Consider the following 18,728-nt stretch of genomic DNA (forward strand, 5'->3'; position numbering starts at 1 on the left):
TCCTCCTGAATCTTATTTCGCCAGTCGTCCGTCGACGATGGAATCGGACAAGGGGGCAGGGCGCTCCGTTGCCGTGGTGATCGCCACTGTCCGGCCGGTCGCGGCTGCGGTATGGAACGCTTCCATGACTTCGAGCACATGCAGCGCCAGATCGCCATTGGCCCGATGCGGCCGGTTGGAGCGGATCGCATGCGCCATGTCGGCGACGCCGAGCGAGCGATAATTGCCGTCGGCATAAGGCGCTGTGACCGGCTGGTCCTCGAACGAACCACCCTTCTTCAGATATTCCACCGGGCCGGCGAACTTGTTCGGATCGGGCACAAGAAGCGTGCCCTCCGTTCCGTAGATTTCGAGCGGCACATGCTTGTGGCCAGCGACATCGAAGCTCATGGCGATCTGGACGACGGCGCCGTTGGCAAAAGCCATCATGCCGGCAACATGGGTCGGCACATGCACGGGAATGCGCTCGCCATTGCGCGGTTCGCTTGATATCAGCCGTTCCGATCGCGGCGTCGTCGCAAAACCCGCAACCTGCGCTACAGGTCCGAGAAGATTGACGAGATCGGTGATGTAATAGGGGCCCATGTCGAGCATCGGCCCGCCGCCGACTTCGTAAAAGAAGGCCGGGTTCGGATGCCAGCGCTCATGGCCCGGGCACATGAAGGTGGCTGAGCCGCCGACCGGCTGGCCGATGACGCCCTGGTCGATCAAGGCGCGGGCCGTCTGGTGGCCGCCACCGAGGAAGGTGTCGGGAGCAGCGCCGATGAGCAGATTCCTGGCCTTGGCGGCCTCCGCCAATTTTTTCCCTTCCGCGAAATTAATCCCGAGCGGCTTTTCCGAATAGGTGTGCTTGCCGGCCTCGAGCGCCTGCAACGCCACCGTAACATGGGCCTTCGGGATCGTCAGGTTGACGATGATCTCGACCTTGGGGTCGGCGAAAAGCTCCTCGACCGATTTGACGGGAATGTTGAATTCCGCAGCTTTTGCTTCCGCCAGCTCCCGGTTGAGATCGGCGACGCCGCGAATATCCAGGATAGGGAAGGACGCCATCGCCGTGAGATAGGCGCCAGAAATATTGCCGCATCCGATGATGCCGATACCGACTTTGTCCATGAACTCCTCCATTCAATCTTGATTGTGCCGCCCGTCAGAGCGCCGGCCCTGTCGTGTTCCAGGGCGATTCGTAGAGTTCGTAGAGCGCCACCGCAGCCGCACCCTGCGCCCAGAAATCATCGCTCGAATCGTCAAAGACGAGTTCGCTCACGCCGCGCAGCGACGGCGGAATGGCGAGCGCATAGGCATCGCGCAGGCTGTTGAGGAAGGGTTCGCCGAGCGCCAGGCTCGACCCCACAAGAATGACCCGCGGCGGCGCAAACAGCGTGACGATGTTGGCAATCGTCAATCCGACCGCTCCGCCGGCGCGGATGGCGGCGCTGATCAGCCGGTCGTCATCGGCCTTGATCAGGGCCTGGGCATGGTTCATGCCGCGACCGAGGCGGATCGCTTCGGCAAAACGCCCGTCGGCCTGCTGTTCGCCGAGGATGGCACTTTCGCCGGCCTGGCTGAAAAGCCGCACGACGCCATTTGGCCCCATGCCGAGCACGAGGTCGCCGAGATTGTGGCTGAGACCGCCGGCGCCGCGAAACAGGCTGTTGCCGTGCAACACGCCGAGCCCCAGCGTCTGTTCCAGCGAAATCAGCACCATATCCTCGAGATCGCGTGCCTTGCCGAACCAGTGATGGCCAAGCGTGATGGCATGGGCGTCACTTTCGACAATGGTCGGCGTCGAAAGCCGCGCCGACATCTCGGCGGCGAAATCGACATTGGTGTCGCGAAAGATCGGGCTGCTTCTGATGTAGCCGGTGCGGTGCTCGATGACGCCGGGAAAGCCGAGGCAGACGCTGTCAACATCCTCCAGCGACAGCCCGGCATCGACGACGCAGCGCCTCACTCCATCCTCGACCAGATCGGCGATGACGCCGATCGGCTGCCGGTCGATGCGGATCGGCAGAGCGAGCTTCGACAGCACGTCGCCGCGGAAATTGGTGACGACGAAGACCATCCGGTTGGCGGCGATCTTGGCGCCCACCACGCGGGCTGCATCGGGATTGAGTTCCAGCATCACCCGCGGGCGCCCACGCACCGCCTCGTTGCGGATATCGCCTTCATGACGCGGCAGGATCAGCCCGTCGTCGAGCAGCGAGGCAGTGATGGCGGAAACGGTCGTGGTGGAGAGTTCGGTGCGCTCGCTGATCTCGATACGCGAGATCGGACCATGGCGCCGGACGGTATCGAGCACGTTCAAGCGATTGATCGCGCGCATTAATTCTGGATCTGCGGTCTTCATTGGGTCTAGCCAGGCGATCGTTTCGTTGGGTCGGGACCCAAATATTTTTAACGGGTTACGAAATAAATAGCGGGCAATTCGGCGGCTCTGTCAAGCGCATTTGATAAAAATACAGGCATTGGGTTGACATTGCGTCAAAGCTCCGTTGAATTAATCCGCATAGGGGAAAAATTGTGAGGACAAGCCCCTGGGAGGAAAAATCATGAATTTTATGTTGAAGAGCGCCGGTCTCGGCGGCAGACGCATCGCATCCATGGCCGCGGCCGCCGGCATGTTGCTGGCCGGGGCAGGTGCGGCCTCGGCGACGACGGTGGTCAAGTGGCTGCATCTCGAGCTCGATCCCAAATACGTCGCGGCCTGGGAAGACATCGTCAAGAAATACGAAGCCCAGCATCCCGACGTCGACATCCAGATGCAGTTTCTCGAAAACGAGGCCTTTAAGGCCAAGCTGCCGACCTTGCTGCAGTCCGACGACGTGCCGGATTTCTTCTTCAGCTGGGGCGGCGGAGTCTTGAAGCAGCAATCCGAGACCGGCGCGCTCCAGGATGTGACAGCGGCACTCGATGCCGATGGCGGCAAGCTGCGCAGCGCTTATAGCCCGGCTTCGGTCAGCGGCCTGACATTCGACGGCAAGACCTGGGCCATTCCCTACAAGGTCGGTCTGGTCAGCTTTTTCTACAACAAGGAACTGTTCGCCAAGGCCGGGGTGAAGGCCGAGGACATCAAGAACTGGGCTGATTTTCTGGACACGGTGAAGAAGATCAAGGCGGCGGGCATCGTGCCGATCGCCGGCGGCGGCGGTGAGAAGTGGCCGATCCACTTCTACTGGAGCTATCTCGTCATGCGCGAAGGCGGCCAGAAGGTCTTCGAAGCGGCCAAGACGGGACAGGGAGAAGGTTTCCTCGATCCGGCGATCATCAAGGCTGGTGACGATCTTGCCGAACTCGGAAAGCTCGAACCTTTCCAGCCCGGCTATCTCGGTTCGACCTGGCCGCAGGCGCTCGGCGTTTTCGGTGACGGCAAGGCTGCGATCATCCTCGGCTTTGAAAATACCGAGGCCAATCAGCGCAAGAATGCCGGCGACGGCAAGGGCCTCGCACCCGACAATATCGGCCGTTTCGCCTTCCCGGCGGTCGATGGCGGCGCCGGTAAGCCGACGGATACGCTCGGCGGTCTGAACGGCTGGGCCGTCACCAAGAAGGCCTCCAAGGAAGCGATCGATTTCCTCGCTTTCCTGACGAGTGCGGACAACGAGCGGGCGATGGCCAAGGCCGGCATGCTGCTGCCCGTTGCCGTCGGCGCCGGTGACGGCGTCACCAACCCGCTGCTTGCCGAATCGGCAAAACAGCTTGCCGGCTCGACCTGGCATCAGAACTATTTCGACCAGGATCTCGGCGCGGCCGTTGGCCGTGTTGTCAACGACGTGTCGGTGGAAATCGTCTCCGGTCAGATGAATTCCAAGGACGGCGCCCAGATGATCCAGGACGCTTTCGAACTGGAACAATAACCAGCGCCTGCAGATCCTCCCGGCGCTCCTGTTGAAAGCGGGCGCCGGGATTGCTGCCGACGAGATGCGAAAGCAGGAACCATGGCCAATATCTCAGTCCCATCGATAACGACGGCCGCAAGGCCGGCAAGAAAAGCCGCAAACAGCAGGAGTTCGGTCGCCCATGACCGGCTGACGGTGCTTTTGATCTTTTTGCCGCCGGCGCTGCTGCTTTTCACCCTCTTCGTCATCATGCCGATGGGCGAGGCGGCTTGGTACAGCCTCTACAAGTGGAATGGTTACGGCACGCCGACCGAGTTCATCGCGCTGCGCAATTTCCAGGTTCTGTTTCGAAATGCGGCTTTCACCCAGGCGTTGGTCAATAACGGCCTGATCATCGTCATCTCGATCTGCATCCAGGTGCCGCTCGCCATCTGGCTGGCGACCATGCTGGCGCACCGCATTCCGGGCGTCGTCGGCTACCGCCTGATCTTCTTCCTGCCCTACGTGCTGGCAGACGTTGCCGCGGGTCTTATCTGGCGCTTCGTCTATGATGGCGATTACGGCCTGTTTGCCGCCGTTTCCAACTTCTTCGGCTTCGCCAACCCCTATGTGCTCGCCGACAAGGATGTGGCGATCTATGCCGTGCTTGGGGTCATCGTCTGGAAATATTTCGGCTTCCACATGATGCTGTTCATCGCCGGCCTGCAATCGGTCGACAAAAGCGTGCTGGAAGCCGCCGAAATCGACGGCGCCACCGGCTGGCAGAAGTTCCGTTACGTCACGCTGCCGCTGCTCGGCTCGACCTTGCGTCTTTCGATCTTCTTTGCCGTCGTCGGCTCGCTGCAGCTCTTCGACATGATCATGCCGCTGACCGGCGGCGGGCCGTCCAACTCCACCCAGACGATGGTCACCTTCCTCTACACCTATGGCGTCATGCGCATGCAGGTCGGCCTCGGCAGCGCCGTCGGTGTCGTGCTCTTCGTCATCTGCGTGACGCTCGCCTTCGGTTACAAAAGGATTTTCATGCGCCATGACTGATATGAGCTCTTCCATCCGCATGAGCACGTCCACGCGCGTCTATCTCTACGTGTCGCTGAGCCTGATTGCCGCAATCGTGCTGGTGCCGCTGCTGACGACCGCACTCGGCGGCTTCAAGACGCTGGGTGACCTGCGCACCAATCCCTTCGGCCTGCCGACGGAGTGGCAATGGGCGAACTATACCGATATTCTTTTCGGTGAGCGCTACTGGCTGCAGATCGGCAATTCGCTGGTGATCGCGTCGCTCACCGTCCTCCTGACGCTGATCGTCTCGTCGATGGCGGCTTTCGCCTTTGCCCATGTCCGGTTTTTCGGATCGTCGTTCCTGCTCAATTATTTCCTGCTCGGCCTGATGTTTCCGGCGGCGACCGCGATCCTGCCGCTCTTCATCCGCATCCGCGATCTCGGCCTGCTCGATACCTATTGGGGCGTGGTGCTGCCGCAGGTGGCCTTCGGCCTTGGCATGAGCATCCTGCTGTTTCGAAACTATTTCCGCAACCTTCCGGAAGAATTGTTTCAGGCGGCCTTCGTCGACGGTTGCGGCTATCTCCGCTTCTTCTGGCATATCTCGCTGCCGCTTTCCCGGCCGATCGTCGCCACCGTCAGCATCATTTCCTTCGTCGGCAGCTGGAACAGCTACATCCTGCCGCTGATCATGCTGAACTCTGAATCGAAATATCCCTGGCCGCTCGGCATCATGGTCTATCGCGGCGAATACGGCACGGAATGGCAGCTGGTGCTGGCCTTCATCACGCTGACCATCCTTCCCACCATCATCGTCTTTTTCGTCGCCCAGAGACACATCATCGCCGGTCTGACAGCCGGCGCCGTCAAGTCCTGAGCCGAACCACCATTGGAGCTGCAATCATGGCATCCGTTGAACTCACCGATATCAGCAAGACCTATGGCGCCGTCGACGTCATCCACGGCATTTCGCTTCATATCGAGGATGGGGAATTCGTCGCCCTCGTCGGGCCGTCCGGTTGCGGGAAATCGACACTGCTGCGGATGATCGCCGGCCTCGAGGAGATCACCGATGGCGAGATCGCCATCGGCGGCAAGGTCGTCAACGCCATGACGCCGCGCGAACGCAACATCGCCATGGTCTTCCAGTCCTATGCGCTCTATCCGCACATGACCGTGGCTGAAAACATGGGCTTCAATCTGAAGCTCGCCGGCGTTGCCAAACCCCAGATCGAGGCCCGGGTGGCGGAGGCCGCCCGCATGCTGGATCTCGCCGAGCTCCTCGACCGCAAGCCGGCCCAGCTTTCCGGCGGCCAGCGTCAGCGTGTCGCCATGGGCCGCGCCGTCGTGCGCAATCCCGCCGTCTTCCTGTTCGACGAGCCGCTCTCCAACCTCGATGCCAAGCTGCGCGTGCAGATGCGCTCGGAAATCAAGACGCTGCACCAGAAGGTCAGGACGACCTCTATCTACGTCACCCACGACCAGATCGAAGCGATGACGCTGGCCGACCGCATCGTCGTGCTCAATCAGGGCAGGGTGGAGCAGCAGGGCACGCCGCTCGAACTTTACAGGAAGCCCGCCAATCTCTTCGTCGCCGCCTTCATCGGATCGCCGGCGATGAACATGCTGGACGGCACGGTCGACGGCGAAAACGGTGAACCCGCCGCCCGCCTCGAGGACGGCACGGCAATCCGCATCGCCCCCGACCGCAAGGTCAGGCCCGGCCAGGCCATCACCATCGGCCTGCGCCCCGAACATCTCGTTCCCGGCATATCAGCCGGCACGCCGCTCGCCGGCCGCACGATGCTGGTGGAACCCACCGGCGCCCAGACCCATGTCGTCTTCGACCTCGCCGGCCAGCAGGTGACCGCCATCGTCGACGGCGAATATCCCGCCCGTTACGGCGCCGTCTTCGAGGCGAGTATTACAAGCGATCAGGTGCATGTCTTCGATCGCGGCACTGGTGTGGCGCTGTAGCGAATCCTCGGCCCAGGAGATCGCCGATAGCAGCCCCTTGCATGTTCAATTTGCGCTGATTGTTGGATGATCGGTGCGCACTCCGGCGGATGGCGATCCGCCGGAGTGCGGACGGCCGTGACGTCGGCCGCCTGCTGCCGCGATATATTATTCCGCCGCAATCCGTTCGACGCCGTTGGCCTGGACGATCTTCTCCAGCAGCGCGAGCTCGTCCGGGGTGAGATCCGTCAGAGGCGGGCGCACAGGCCCCGGATTCTGACCGAGCACCCGGAGGCCGGCCTTGATGATCGAGACGGCATATCCCTTCTTGCGGTTGCGCAAGGCGACGAAGGGGAAGAAGAAGCTCTTCAGGATCTCGTCGACGGTCGCCTGATCGCCGGTGCGCAAGGCGCCGTAAAAGCGTTGGGCCAGTGCAGGCACGAAGTTGAAGACGGCGGACGAATAGGTCGTCACGCCGGCGGCAAAATAGGCTTGGGCATAGACCTCGTGGGTCGGCATGCCGCCGACATAAACGAGACGGTCGCCGAGCAGGGTGGTGATCTCGATCACCTTGTCGACATCGCCGACGCCGTCCTTGAAGCCGATCAGGTTCGGGCATTCCTCCGCCAGGCGCGAAATGCTTTCGGCCGAAAGAATGGCGTTGTCGCGGTTATAGACGATGACGCCGATGCCGACCGACTGGCAGACCGCCTTGACGTGGGCAATCAACCCGGCCTGTTCGGCAAACATCAGATAGGGCGGCAACAGCAGCAATCCGTCCGCGCCGGCCTTCTCGGCCGCCTTTGCGATCTCGATCGCCAGCGACGTGCCGTAGCCGGTTCCCGAGATGATCGGCGTCTTGCCCGCCGACGCCTTGGCGGCCCGGACGACCTGTGGAATCTCGGCGGGATTGAGGGAGAAGAACTCACCGGTGCCGCCGGCGGCAAACAGCGCGGCCGCGTCATATCCTGCAAGCCACTCGACATGACGGCGGTACTTGGCTTCGTCGAACTTGAGTTGATCGTCGAAATGCGTCACCGGAAACGAGAGGAGACCACTGCCGACGGCCTTCTTCAATTCAATCGGGTTCATCATGAATTCCTATTCTTGACCTGTTGAAAATTGTCAGGCGCTTTCGAGCGCTTGCAGAAGTGCCGCGATATAGCCGTAGCAGAAGGCAAAGGCGGTGGCGGAAGGGTCCTTGCCGCTGACGGTCGGCACATGGTCCGGCATCAGCATGTATTTGAAGCCGACTTCCTTGTAGATCCTGACCGAGCGGACCATGTCCATGTCGCCCTCGTCCGGGAAGGTCTCCATGAACGAAAGCTTGCCGCCGCGAATGTTGCGGAAGTGAACATTGAAGATCTTGCCGCGTTGGCCGAACCAGCGAATGATGTCGTCGATTTCTTCGCCCGGATTTTCGAGCATCTCGCCGACTGAGCCCTGGCAGAAATTGAGGCCGTGATACGGGTTTTCCCGCATCAGCACGAATTTCTTCAGGCCTTCCACCGTACCCAGCACCCGCGTGACGCCGCGGTAGCCCGGCGGCGTATAGGGATCGTGCGGATGGCAGGCGAGCCTGACGCGATTGCTTTCGGCCACCGGAACGACGCGTTCGAGGAAATAGTCGATCCGCTCCCAGTTTTCGTCTTCGGAGAGAACGCCGGCAAGGCCGGGCGCGGCCTGCTGGTCCGTCTTCTCCCAGCGGAAGCTGGCGTTCAGCGAGCCGCCGCGTCCCGGTTCGTCCGGCGTGCGCGGAATGCCGATCAGGTTGAGATTATATTTGACGGCGGGAATGCCGGCCGCCGCGACATTCTCGATCATCTTGCAGACGGCGTCGATCTGCCGGTCGCGATCAGGTCCGGCGAGCAGGATATCGGGATAGGACGCCTTCTCGATCGGCTGCGAGGGCAGGGGCAACTGGATCATGTCGAGGATCAGGCCGAAGCTCTCGACCTTGTCGCGATGTCGCTCGATGTCGGAAAGCGTCCAACTGCTCGGCTTTCCCGGCGGGTCGGCACTGATATGCTTCACGCCCAGTTGCGCGAAGATGCGATAATCGTCGTCATCCCGCGCGGCCACCTGTGTTCCCAGATACATTTGAGTCTCTCTCGAAATTGCACAATGTCATATGACATAATATGAATTTCGGAGAGTGTCGAGCCCTATTGCTGTTCGGCGAGCATGCGGTAGCGGCGTTGGCTGGCCATCATATGTGCGCGCATCGCCTGGCGGGCGCGTTCCGGATCCTGATCGGCGATGGCCGACAGGATTTCGACATGTTCGGCATAAACCTTCTGGAGATAGTCGCGGTCGTTGGCCTCGGGCAGCGTCGGAAACTGGCCGCGGGGGATGGCCCGGGGGCCGAAATGGCGCAGCACGTCGACATAGAATCGGTTGTTGGTGGCAGCGGCAATCGCCATGTGGAAGGCGTAATCCGCCTCCACGGTCTGCTGTCCGGTTTCGATGAGTTGCGCCATTTTGCGGTTGGCATCGCGGATCGCTGCCTCCTGCTCGGCCGTGCGGCGATAGGCGGCGATTGCGGCCGCTTCACCCTCGGCCGCCATGCGAAACTCCAGCAATTCCAAGGTTTCCGGGATGCTTTTGATTTCCACCGGCGTCAGTGACAGGACCGAATGCGCCTTCGGATCCGCGACAAAGACGCCTTTGCCCTGGATCGGCTTGACGAAGCCCGCGGCCCTCAGATCGGCAATCGCCTCGCGCACTACGGTGCGGCTGACGCCGAATGTCGATTCGAGCTGCGGCTCGGTCGGCAGCTGGTCGCCGACCCGCAGCTTCCCCGTCTCGATCTGTGCCCGCAGTTGATCGATGACCTGCTGCGCCAGTCTTTGCCGACCACGGCCGAGTGTTGTCATAGTCCGTTCCCCAATCCCTCTGCATCAAGTCTCCCGCTCGGGTCTTGCAAATCATATCAGACTTCGATAAATCATAATACGACATACGGGCGACATAATATGTCTCTTATAGTAGTCTAGGGAGGACTGACAATGAAGCATTTTTCTAAGGGCTTGTTCGTCGGCGCCGTGATCGGCGCCCTGACGATATCAGCACCGCAGCTATACGCCGCCACGCCGAAGGACCAGCTGGTGATCGGGACATCGCTGGCGCAGGTTCTGTCCCTCGACCCGCATCAGGCGACCGAGGGAAAAGCGGTCGAGATCATGTCGAATCTCTACGACCGGCTGGTCAACAGCACGCCGGATGGCAAGATCGTGCCGCAGCTGGCCGAAAGCTGGAAAGTTGACGACAAGGGCATCACCTTCACGTTGCGCCAAGCCAATTTCGCCACCGGCAATCCGGTAACGTCAAAAGATGTCGTCTATTCGCTGGGACGGCTCTTGAAGCTCGACCAGGCAGCCGCCGCCAACCTCAAGCGCATCGGCTATGACAAGGACAATATCGACAAGCTCGTCACGGCAGTCGACGACAAGACGGTCCGCGTCGATTTTTCCGGCCAGGTGACGGCCGAGATGCTGCTCTACCGGCTCACGACCTCGACCACCAGCGTCGTCGATAGCGTCGAAGTGCAGAAGCATGTCGCCGACAATGACTGGGGAAATGCCTGGATGCGCACGCATTCGGCCGGCTCCGGTCCGTTCACGCTCAATCGCTGGTCTCCGAACGAACTTGTTATTCTCGACGCCAACAAGGATTATGTGGCCGGCGCGCCGAAGATGAAGCGCGTCATCGTTCGGCATGTTCCGGAAAGCCAGGTCGAACGGCTGATGCTCGAACGCGGCGATATCGATATCGCCAGCGCGCTGACCGCATCCGATCTCGCGACCTTCAAGGACAAGCAGGGCTTTACGATCCAGCGGATTCCGACAGGCGGATTCTACGTGCTGTCGATGAATGCCGGCAACCAATACCTTTCCAACCCCAAGGTCCGCGAGGCCATTGCCTACGGCATCGACTATAAGGGCATCGAGAAGACGATCATGGGTCCTTACGGGCGGGCGAGAAACGTTCCCGTTCCGGAGAATTTCGAATATGCGATCGCCAATCCCGATTGGCATCTCGACGTCGAAAAGTCCAAGCAACTGTTGGCCGAAGCGGGGTTCAAGGACGGATTCTCGCTGACGCTGAAGACGATCGCGCAGACGCCGCGCATCGATCTTGCCACGGCCATCCAGGCATCGCTTGCCCAGGTCGGCATCAAGATCGATATCCAGCAGGGCAACGGCTCGGAAATCATCGCCGCCCACCGCGCCCGGGATTTCGATCTGCTGATCCCGCAGACGAGCGCCTATATGCCGAACGTGCTCGGCTCGATGGAGCAGTTCTCGTCCAATCCCGACAACTCGAAGGAAGCCAACAATGCCGGCAACTTCGTCTGGCGTTCGGCCTGGGACATTCCCGAACTGACGGCCCTGACCGCCAAGGCATCGATGGAGCCGGACCCGAAGAAGCGCGGCGAACTCTACGTGCAGATGCAGAAGATGTTCGTCGAACAGAAGCCGGCCGTGCTGCCGATGTTCGAGCGCTTCGAGCCGATCGTCCTGTCGAGCAAGGTCCAGGGATATATCGGGCATCCGACCCAGCTGACGCGTCTCGAGAACGTCACGAAGTCTGAAACCCAGTAATACTCCCGAGGCAGCCGATCATGAAGGAACTCTCCGTAGCCGAATTTGGCCGACGCCTGGCGCATTTGCTGGTCAGCCTGTTCATCCTCTTATGTGTGACCTTCGTGATCGGCCGCATCCTGCCCACCGATCCGGTCGGCGCGATCGTCGGCGAGCTCGCCGATCCCGCCGCTTATGCGGCGATGCGGGCGCGTCTCGGTCTCGATCTGCCGATCTACCAGCAGTTTTTCCTCTATCTGAACGGGTTGGCGCATGGTGATTTCGGCACCGCCGTCCTCACCGGCAATCCCGTCTCTTCGGACCTGGCCCAGGCGTTTCCGGCGACATTCGAACTGGCGACGCTGGCGGTAATCATCTCCACTTTCGTCGGCGTCCCGCTCGGACTGGTCGCCGCACTGTTTCGCGACAGCTTCATCGACAAGACGGCCCGCGTGCTTGCGCTCGTCGGTCATTCGATCCCGGTCTTCTGGTTCGGCATCGTCGGGCTCGTCATCTTCTATGCGGGCCTCAATTGGGTCGGCGGGCCGGGCAGGATCGATGTCTTCTACGAAGGCCTCGTGACGCCACAAACCGGGCTGTTGCTGGTCGACAGCCTGCTGCAGGGCGAGACGGAAATCTTCTGGAATGCACTCGGCCATATCATTCTTCCCGCCATCATCCTTGCCTATGCGGCCATGGCCTACATCACCCGCATGACACGCAGCTTCACCCTGGAACAGTTGAGCCAGGATTATGTCATCGCCGCCCGTGCCAAGGGTGTGAGCCCCTTGGGCACGATCTGGCATCACGTCCTGCCGAACATTGCCGTGCAGCTGATCACCATCCTGGCCATTTCCTATGGTGGGCTGCTCGAAGGCGCTGTTGTCACCGAGATCGTCTTCTCCTGGCCCGGCATTGGCCAGTACATGACGAACGCGCTGATGATCGGCGACATGAACGCCGTCGTCGCCGGCACCATTATCGTTGGATTCATTTTCATGCTGTTGAACTTCTTCGCCGACGTCGCTTATGCCGTGTTTGATCCCCGTATGAGGGAGGCGGCCCGATGAGCGACGTTATCCGCAGCGAGATTCAGATCCGCCCTCCAAGTGTATCGAGCCGCATGGCGGCGTCGCTGGCGCGCGCCGGCCGCAAACTGGCCCACGAGCCGCTTGGCCTTGCGGGGTTCGTCATCCTCGGTCTTCTCTGCTTCATCGCGATCTTCGCGCCGCTTCTGGCCCCTTATGATCCGGCCATACAGGCGCTGGGCGATGCCCTGCAGCCGCCGAGCCTTGCGCATCTCGCAGGCACCGACGAATTCGGTCGCGATATCCTGAGCCGCCTCATCTTCGGCACGCGCATCACCATCCAGACCGTGCTTTCCATCTCCTTGATCGTCGGGCCGATCGGCCTGTTGATCGGCGTCGTTGCCGGTTTCTTCGGCGGACGCGTCGATGCGCTGCTGATGCGCGCCACCGATATCGTTCTCTCTTTCCCGTCGCTGATCCTGGCTCTGGCTTTTGCCGCGGCACTTGGCGCCGGCTTGACCACGGCCATCATCGCGATCTCGCTGACCGCATGGCCGCCGATTGCCAGGCTTGCGCGCGCCGAGGCCCTTGTCGTCAGAAACGCCGACTATGTGGTTGCCGCCCGCCTTTATGGCGCCTCGCCGATCCGCATTCTTTTCCTCTATATCGCGCCGATGTGCGTGCCCTCCGTCATCGTTCGCCTGACGCTCAACATGGCGGGCATCATCCTGACGGCGGCGTCACTCGGCTTCCTCGGTCTTGGCGCCCAGCCGCCGGCCCCGGAATGGGGTGCGATGATCTCCAGCGGCCGCAAGTTCATGCTCGATTATTGGTGGGTCGCCGTCATGCCGGGTATCGCCATCCTGCTAACCAGCCTTGCCTTCAACATCGCCGGAGATGCTCTGCGCGACATTCTGGATCCCCGCCATGCAAGATCGTGATCAAAAGCCCGTTCTTTCCGTCAAGGGGCTGAACGTCCGTTTCGGGCGAGGCGCCGTGCCCGCCGTTTCCAATGTCAGTTTCGACGTCGGCCGTGAGCGTGTCGGCATCGTCGGCGAATCCGGTTCCGGCAAATCGACGACGGGTCGCGCCATCATGCGTCTTCTGCCGCCGGCCGCGGTGGTCTCTGCCGAACGCCTGGATCTTGCCGGCAGTCCTTTGCTGTCAAAGACCGAGCGTCAGATGGGCGCGCTTCGCGGCAAGGATATCGCACTGATCATGCAGGATCCGCGCTATTCGCTGAACCCGGTGCTCTCGATCGGCAAGCAGATCGCCGAAGCCGCACGCCTTCACCTCGGCCTTCACAAGAAACAGGCGTTTGAGGCGGCCCGCGCCATGCTCGAACGCGTGCGCATCAGCGATCCCGATCGGGTGATGGCGCTTTATCCCCACCAGATATCGGGCGGCATGGGCCAGCGTGTGATGATCGCCATGATGCTGCTGGCGCGGCCGAAGCTCGTCATCGCCGACGAACCGACCTCGGCTCTCGATGTCAGCGTCCGCAAGGACGTGCTGCTGCTGCTCGACGAACTGGTGCGCGAGAACAATTCCGGACTGCTCCTCATCAGCCACGACATTCGCATGGTGGCCGCCTTTTGCGAGCGCATCATCGTCATGTATGCCGGCCGGATCGTCGAAACCCTGACCAGCCTTGAGGACGCCCGCCACCCCTATACCCGCGGGCTGATAGCAGCGCTGCCCGACCCGAAGAACCCGGTTCGCCGGCTTGCTGTTCTCGACAGGGCGAAACTCGATCTGGAGACGGCGCAATGATCAATGTGCGTGACCTCGATGTCGTCTTTACTTCTGGCAAATCAAGCAACCATGTCGTCAGGGGCATCAGTTTTCAGGTCGGCCAGGGGGAGACGCTCGGCATTGTCGGTGAATCCGGCTGCGGCAAATCGACGGTGCTGCGCTGCCTCGCCGGGATGGAGTCCGGTTGGACCGGTCACATCGAGCTTGGCGGAAAACCGATCGGAAGAAAGCGCTCCCGCGAGGAGCTGAAATTCGCCCAGATGGTCTTTCAGGACCCTTACGGATCCCTACATCCGCGCCATCGCATCGGCACCGCGCTCGCCGAGCCGCTACGCGCCATGGGGCATTCCGATATCTGGTCGAAGGTCGAAAAAGCACTGGTCCAGGTCGGCCTGCCGGCGAGCTTCGCCAATCGTTTTCCGCACGAGCTTTCCGGCGGCCAGAGGCAACGCGTGGCGATCGCCCGGGCGCTGATCCTGTCGCCGCCCATCCTGCTGCTCGACGAGCCGACATCGGCGCTTGACGTCTCGATCCAGGCCGAAATCCTCAATCTGCTTGCCGATCAGCGCGAGGAAAAGGAGCTGACCTATCTGCTTGTCAGCCACGACCTCGCCGTCATCGCTCATATGTGCGATCGGGTGCTGATCATGAAGAACGGCTGTTTCGTCGACGAGCTCACCAAAGCCGATCTGCAGGCCGGCGTCACCCATGATGCCTATGCACGGGAACTGTTCGAGGCGAGCTTCATCGAGGCTTGATATCCTTAAACGTGGTGTGAGTTCAGCGATCCTCCGTTGCGACATGGGCGCGGTTGACCGCCGCAACACTGCCCCTTTCCACGAGATGGCAGGCGAGCTCGACGCGGCGGCGCGGAGCCGCAAGACCGAGCATCATGTCGCGCAGCAGATCGAGCGCGGTGGCGCCGAGTTCACGCATCGGAATATGCACCGTCGAGAGCGGTGGATTGAGAAAGGCTGACTGCGGCAGGTCGTCGATGCCCATGACGGAGATGTCCTTCGGCACGGCATAACCCATCGCCTGCAAGCCGCGCACGGCGCCGTTGGCGAGACTGTCGCCCGCCGTCAGGACGGCGGTGAAGGAGAGACCTTTCTCGCGGACAAGACGGGTAATCGCCTCGGCGCCGAGGTCCGGCAGCCAGTCGTCGACTTCGAGCACCAGATCCGCGTCGGCCTTCAGCCCATGAAGCTGCAGGGCATCGCGCCATCCCTCCAGGCGCCGCTCGATCGTCCGCCGTCCCGGCCGCAGCATGAAGAGAATACGTTCATGCCCGGCCTCGATCAGCCGTTCGGCGGCGATGAAGGCGGCCGAGCGGTTGCAGGGCGTAACACTCGAAAGCCGCATATAGGGATCGTCGCTGTTGACGAGCACGACGGGCTTTCCGAGATCGGCGGCTGCCGCCAGCATGTCCTCTTCGTCGACGGTCAGGATCAGCATGCCGCCGAAACTCGGATCATCGCGCATCTCGGCGACGACGCGCGCTTCATCCCCCTTGTCGGCGATCGGGCGCATCGAAAGCTCGATGCCGAGGGCGGCCGCACGCGCATTCAACCCTTCGAGCACGTAGAGCGTAAACTGGTTGCGGACATAGTCGATCATTGCCGCACCGGAGGCGACGAGCATGACCTTCTTGCCGGCCACGCTGGCCGGCAAGGCGTAGCTGACCGCACTTGCCGTTTCCAGCACCAGCTTGCGAATGTCAGGCCTGACGCCCTTCTCACCGGCCAGCGCCCGCGACACCGTGCTGATCGACACGCCGCATTTGGCGGCGATGTCGTCGAGGCGCGTACGCCTGGCTTTTTTCGGTTCCCCTGTCATCTCATCTCCTCGCTCCTTCGCCATCATGCAAAAATCTTTCAGATTGCGCAAATGGAATGCCTATGCACAATTACCTGCGAGGAGTCCGCGGCAAGCGGCAGAGCAGGGAGGCTTTGAAGATGCGGCTTGACGGCCAGTCCATGCGTCGGCGGTTTGCCCGGCGTGGCAATGCTCGAGCGGACTGAAACATGGCCACCGAGCAGCAATCTTATCTCCGCCGATCAACTGAGAAGCACAGTCCGATCGTCTACTGGCAGCTCGCCCAGCTGTGGCAGGAGCGCTACGATGTCGCCGACCGTCCGATGGACGGCAGAATGGATCCGTTCTTCTTCGTCACCAAGACGAAGAACTTCATCCCGCATGAATATCCCTGCCGCACCGAATTCAAGACATCCTTCTCCGGCCGGCGGCCGCAGCCGGCTGGCGAATTCGAGGCCGTCCGCTGGTGGCTTCCCTTTGCCTCTCCGCGAGTCGATCTCTCCGGCTTCTGGTTTCGCCCGACGCGCATCGGCTGCTGGGCACGCACGTTTCTCGATGCACAGTCGGCGGGGTCCGCCACGCTTCGCCTGTCGACCTGCGGCGGCGCGATCCTCTTCGTCAACGGCCGCGAGCAGGGCGTCATGGCGCCTTACCAGCGCAATCTGGAAGCCCAGCAGCTCTTCGAGATAGAGCTCACGGCCGGCCTCAACGAGATCCGCATCTATTTCGACGATCTCGCCGAGCGCGACGCCCGGTTCTATTTTCAGCTGGATTATCTCGAAGGGCCTGAGGTCGAAACATCGGTCCCTGTTCCCGTCGCCGCCGGTGATGCGGATGCGCTGGAGGAGATCCTCGAAGGCATGCGTTTCGACCGCACCGCCTATCTCGGCGAGGATGTGACGATCCTCTTTCCCTTGCCGCTGCCGGTGGCGCTGACCTGCCATGTCGAGATCGAAGGCGACTTCATGTCGACCGAGCGCTTCGACTATGATTTCGAGCTGAAAGCAGGAGCGACCAAGCTGGAGCTCGGCGCCTCGGCTGATATGCCGGCCGATTTCCGCCATTTCCGCATCACCTTCACAACAGGCGAGCTTTCGCTCGGCCGCACGCTCGGCGTCGAAATCTGTCATCCCGAGCGGCAGGGCGAGGCACCCGCCGCCCTCAACGACCGCGTCGCCGAGGCGCTGGCCGAGGTCGCCGCCCGTTCCGAGCCCGACACGGTCTGTGCTTTTGCGCGTCTGGCGCTGGGGCAGGGCGGCGAGGAAACCGAGGCGATGATCGCGGCCATGCTGCCGGTCATCGAGGATTGCCACGACTGCGCCGATTTCGTGCTGGTGCCGCTGCTCTTTGCCTATACCCGCTGGAGCGATCTGCTCTCATCCGAGCTGCGCGACAGGATCAAGCAGGCGGTCCTCAATTACCGATACTGGATGGATGAGCCCGGCAACGACGTTCAGTGGTATTTCTCGGAAAACCACGCGCTTCTCTTCCATACCGCCGCCTATCTCGGCGGCAGGCTGTTCCCCGATGCCGTCTTCGTCCGTTCCGGCCGCACCGGCGCCGAGCAGATGCAGGTCGGCGAGGAACGTGTCCGCGCCTGGCTCGATCATTTCGAGCGCTGGGAAATGGCCGAGTGGAACTCCGTTCCCTATTTCCCGATCGACCTCAAGGGCCTGACGGCGCTCGCCGCCTGCGCGCCGGATGAGACGATCCGCAGCCGGGCGAGCGCCAGCATCATCCGCCTGATGGAGATCGTCGCCCGTTCGGCCCATCACGGCATGCTGACCGGCAGCCAGGGCCGCTCCTACGAACATACGCTGCGCCCCGGCCGCTCGGTCGAGCTGTCCGCCATCGCCCGCCTGCTCTGGGGCCGTGGCTGGTACGGCCGCCGTGTCCACGCTTTGCCGCAGCTTGCCGTCTGCATCCGCGACCACGGCCTGGACTTTCCGGAACGGCTTGCGGCGATCGCTTCGCATCAGGCCGACGCCGCGCAGGAATGGACCTTTTCCCAGGGCGAGAATCGTTTTGCCGCCCTCTACCACTACAAGACGCGCGACACCGCACTCGGCACCATCGCGCATTATCGCCCCGGCGCCTGGGGTTATCAGGAGACGGTGCTGCACCTACGCTTGGGCCACCGGCCGGAAGCGCAGATCTGGATCAACCATCCCGGCGAAACCATTCAGTTCGGCTATGGCCGGCCGAGCTTCTGGGGTGGTTGTGGAACACTGCCGCGCGTGCACCAGTATCGCGATCTGGCGATCCTCGATTTCGACATCCACGAGGGTCAGCCGGATTTCACTCACGCCTGGTTCCCGCTCGAGGCCTTCGACGACGCGAGGGTCGACGGCAATCTGGCGGTCGCTCGCTCCGGCAACGGGATTGCGATGCTGATCGGCAACGCGGCGCTGGTGCCGGTGAAACAAGGGCCGACGACGGATATCGAGCTGCGTCTGCCCGGCCGCAAGGGTCGCTGGATCGTCCGTCTCTCCGATATCGAGCGCGAGGCTGGCCTTGACGGCATGCAGGCGCGTTTCGCCGCGCTCTCGGCTCGCCGCGACGACGAGGGCGCATTGATCGTTATCGATCCGGATTATGGCCGGGTCGTCTTCGAAGAGGACGGCACCGTGCGTGCCGAAGGCCGTATTCTTCGCCCTGCGGACTGGTCGGTACGAGGAGAAGCGGTACATCTCAAGATACCGGGCAGGCAGCCTCGGCGCGCGGCCTCGTAGACGACGTGTCCGGCAGGTGGA

At 61.9% G+C, this 18,728-nt stretch carries 16 protein-coding genes; 10 read left to right on the forward strand and 6 right to left on the reverse strand.

Annotated elements, in window-relative coordinates; genetic code table 11:
- Positions 1-12: 12 nt before the first annotated feature.
- Both FHX10_RS17595 and FHX10_RS17600 read right to left on the reverse strand, forming a co-directional pair.
- Positions 13-1,113, reverse strand: a complete 1,101-nt coding sequence (locus FHX10_RS17595) for a Gfo/Idh/MocA family protein (protein ID WP_184389935.1) — start codon at positions 1,111-1,113, stop codon at positions 13-15.
- 34 nt (positions 1,114-1,147) lie between these two features.
- Entirely contained in the window at positions 1,148-2,347 is a 1,200-nt protein-coding gene (locus FHX10_RS17600) for an ROK family transcriptional regulator (protein ID WP_184389937.1), read from the reverse strand.
- Positions 2,348-2,549: 202 nt separating this feature from the next.
- Between FHX10_RS17600 and FHX10_RS17605 the strand changes: the two genes are divergently transcribed.
- From FHX10_RS17605 to FHX10_RS17620, 4 genes are all read left to right on the forward strand, one after another.
- On the forward strand, positions 2,550-3,854 hold the full coding sequence (locus FHX10_RS17605) for an ABC transporter substrate-binding protein (protein ID WP_028758106.1): 1,305 nt from the start codon (positions 2,550-2,552) through the stop codon (positions 3,852-3,854).
- A gap of 81 nt (positions 3,855-3,935) precedes the next feature.
- The gene (locus tag FHX10_RS17610) at positions 3,936-4,874 is read left to right on the forward strand and encodes a carbohydrate ABC transporter permease (RefSeq protein WP_047615059.1); all 939 of its coding nucleotides are present in this window, start codon (positions 3,936-3,938) and stop codon (positions 4,872-4,874) included.
- A complete protein-coding gene (locus tag FHX10_RS17615) occupies positions 4,867-5,715 on the forward strand; it encodes a carbohydrate ABC transporter permease (protein WP_003539503.1) in 849 nt (282 codons plus the stop codon). Before FHX10_RS17610 ends, FHX10_RS17615 begins: the two co-directional genes overlap by 8 nt.
- A gap of 26 nt (positions 5,716-5,741) precedes the next feature.
- Entirely contained in the window at positions 5,742-6,815 is a 1,074-nt protein-coding gene (locus FHX10_RS17620; protein ID WP_097623139.1) for an ABC transporter ATP-binding protein, read from the forward strand.
- Between the two features lie 147 nt (positions 6,816-6,962).
- Here FHX10_RS17620 and kdgD read toward each other — a convergent pair whose 3' ends face one another.
- The 3 genes from kdgD to FHX10_RS17635 all read right to left on the reverse strand — a co-directional run bounded on the left by kdgD (position 6,963) and on the right by FHX10_RS17635 (position 9,670).
- The gene (gene kdgD, locus FHX10_RS17625; RefSeq protein WP_028758110.1) at positions 6,963-7,889 is read right to left on the reverse strand and encodes a 5-dehydro-4-deoxyglucarate dehydratase; all 927 of its coding nucleotides are present in this window, start codon (positions 7,887-7,889) and stop codon (positions 6,963-6,965) included.
- 30 nt (positions 7,890-7,919) lie between these two features.
- Positions 7,920-8,894 carry a mannonate dehydratase gene (locus tag FHX10_RS17630; protein WP_028758111.1) on the reverse strand — a complete coding sequence of 325 codons (975 nt, stop codon included), beginning with the start codon at positions 8,892-8,894 and terminating at the stop codon, positions 7,920-7,922.
- A 65-nt stretch (positions 8,895-8,959) separates the two neighbouring features.
- Positions 8,960-9,670 carry a FadR/GntR family transcriptional regulator gene (locus tag FHX10_RS17635; protein ID WP_047615062.1) on the reverse strand — a complete coding sequence of 237 codons (711 nt, stop codon included), beginning with the start codon at positions 9,668-9,670 and terminating at the stop codon, positions 8,960-8,962.
- Between the two features lie 132 nt (positions 9,671-9,802).
- Here FHX10_RS17635 and FHX10_RS17640 point away from each other — a divergent pair, with 132 nt between their 5' ends.
- Genes FHX10_RS17640 through FHX10_RS17660 form a run of 5 tightly spaced genes read left to right on the forward strand, consistent with a single transcriptional unit; the run spans position 9,803 to position 14,918 of the window.
- The gene (locus FHX10_RS17640; RefSeq protein WP_028758113.1) at positions 9,803-11,398 is read left to right on the forward strand and encodes an ABC transporter substrate-binding protein; all 1,596 of its coding nucleotides are present in this window, start codon (positions 9,803-9,805) and stop codon (positions 11,396-11,398) included.
- A 20-nt stretch (positions 11,399-11,418) separates the two neighbouring features.
- The gene (locus FHX10_RS17645; RefSeq protein WP_028758114.1) at positions 11,419-12,447 is read left to right on the forward strand and encodes an ABC transporter permease; all 1,029 of its coding nucleotides are present in this window, start codon (positions 11,419-11,421) and stop codon (positions 12,445-12,447) included.
- Entirely contained in the window at positions 12,444-13,346 is a 903-nt protein-coding gene (locus FHX10_RS17650; protein ID WP_028758115.1) for an ABC transporter permease, read from the forward strand. The genes FHX10_RS17645 and FHX10_RS17650 overlap by 4 nt, the downstream gene beginning before the upstream one ends.
- On the forward strand, positions 13,333-14,178 hold the full coding sequence (locus FHX10_RS17655; protein ID WP_028758116.1) for an ABC transporter ATP-binding protein: 846 nt from the start codon (positions 13,333-13,335) through the stop codon (positions 14,176-14,178). Before FHX10_RS17650 ends, FHX10_RS17655 begins: the two co-directional genes overlap by 14 nt.
- Positions 14,175-14,918, forward strand: a complete 744-nt coding sequence (locus FHX10_RS17660; protein WP_047615069.1) for an ABC transporter ATP-binding protein — start codon at positions 14,175-14,177, stop codon at positions 14,916-14,918. Before FHX10_RS17655 ends, FHX10_RS17660 begins: the two co-directional genes overlap by 4 nt.
- 22 nt (positions 14,919-14,940) lie before the next feature.
- Here FHX10_RS17660 and FHX10_RS17665 read toward each other — a convergent pair whose 3' ends face one another.
- Positions 14,941-15,996 carry a LacI family DNA-binding transcriptional regulator gene (locus FHX10_RS17665; RefSeq protein WP_184389940.1) on the reverse strand — a complete coding sequence of 352 codons (1,056 nt, stop codon included), beginning with the start codon at positions 15,994-15,996 and terminating at the stop codon, positions 14,941-14,943.
- 188 nt (positions 15,997-16,184) lie between these two features.
- On the opposite strand from FHX10_RS17665, the gene FHX10_RS17670 reads away from it, so the two are divergent.
- Entirely contained in the window at positions 16,185-18,707 is a 2,523-nt protein-coding gene (locus FHX10_RS17670; RefSeq protein ID WP_184389942.1) for a hypothetical protein, read from the forward strand.
- Positions 18,708-18,728: the final 21 nt, after the last annotated feature.

The sequence above is a fragment of the Rhizobium sp. BK591 genome (genome assembly GCF_014195045.1).
Lineage (GTDB): Bacteria > Pseudomonadota > Alphaproteobacteria > Rhizobiales > Rhizobiaceae > Rhizobium > Rhizobium anhuiense.

Excerpts from the sequence above, each read along its gene's own strand:
- FHX10_RS17630 (WP_028758111.1), bottom strand. The coding sequence starts at position 8,894 with ATGTATCTGGGAACACAGGTGGCCGCGCGGGATGACGACGATTATCGC.
- kdgD (WP_028758110.1), bottom strand. The coding sequence starts at position 7,889 with ATGATGAACCCGATTGAATTGAAGAAGGCCGTCGGCAGTGGTCTCCTC.
- FHX10_RS17670 (WP_184389942.1), top strand. The coding sequence starts at position 16,185 with ATGGCCACCGAGCAGCAATCTTATCTCCGCCGATCAACTGAGAAGCAC.
- FHX10_RS17610 (WP_047615059.1), top strand. The coding sequence starts at position 3,936 with ATGGCCAATATCTCAGTCCCATCGATAACGACGGCCGCAAGGCCGGCA.
- FHX10_RS17655 (WP_028758116.1), top strand. The coding sequence starts at position 13,333 with ATGCAAGATCGTGATCAAAAGCCCGTTCTTTCCGTCAAGGGGCTGAAC.
- FHX10_RS17620 (WP_097623139.1), top strand. The coding sequence starts at position 5,742 with ATGGCATCCGTTGAACTCACCGATATCAGCAAGACCTATGGCGCCGTC.
- FHX10_RS17615 (WP_003539503.1), top strand. The coding sequence starts at position 4,867 with ATGACTGATATGAGCTCTTCCATCCGCATGAGCACGTCCACGCGCGTC.
- FHX10_RS17650 (WP_028758115.1), top strand. The coding sequence starts at position 12,444 with ATGAGCGACGTTATCCGCAGCGAGATTCAGATCCGCCCTCCAAGTGTA.
- FHX10_RS17635 (WP_047615062.1), bottom strand. The coding sequence starts at position 9,670 with ATGACAACACTCGGCCGTGGTCGGCAAAGACTGGCGCAGCAGGTCATC.
- FHX10_RS17665 (WP_184389940.1), bottom strand. The coding sequence starts at position 15,996 with ATGACAGGGGAACCGAAAAAAGCCAGGCGTACGCGCCTCGACGACATC.
- FHX10_RS17640 (WP_028758113.1), top strand. The coding sequence starts at position 9,803 with ATGAAGCATTTTTCTAAGGGCTTGTTCGTCGGCGCCGTGATCGGCGCC.
- FHX10_RS17605 (WP_028758106.1), top strand. The coding sequence starts at position 2,550 with ATGAATTTTATGTTGAAGAGCGCCGGTCTCGGCGGCAGACGCATCGCA.
- FHX10_RS17595 (WP_184389935.1), bottom strand. The coding sequence starts at position 1,113 with ATGGACAAAGTCGGTATCGGCATCATCGGATGCGGCAATATTTCTGGC.
- FHX10_RS17645 (WP_028758114.1), top strand. The coding sequence starts at position 11,419 with ATGAAGGAACTCTCCGTAGCCGAATTTGGCCGACGCCTGGCGCATTTG.
- FHX10_RS17660 (WP_047615069.1), top strand. The coding sequence starts at position 14,175 with ATGATCAATGTGCGTGACCTCGATGTCGTCTTTACTTCTGGCAAATCA.
- FHX10_RS17600 (WP_184389937.1), bottom strand. The coding sequence starts at position 2,347 with ATGAAGACCGCAGATCCAGAATTAATGCGCGCGATCAATCGCTTGAAC.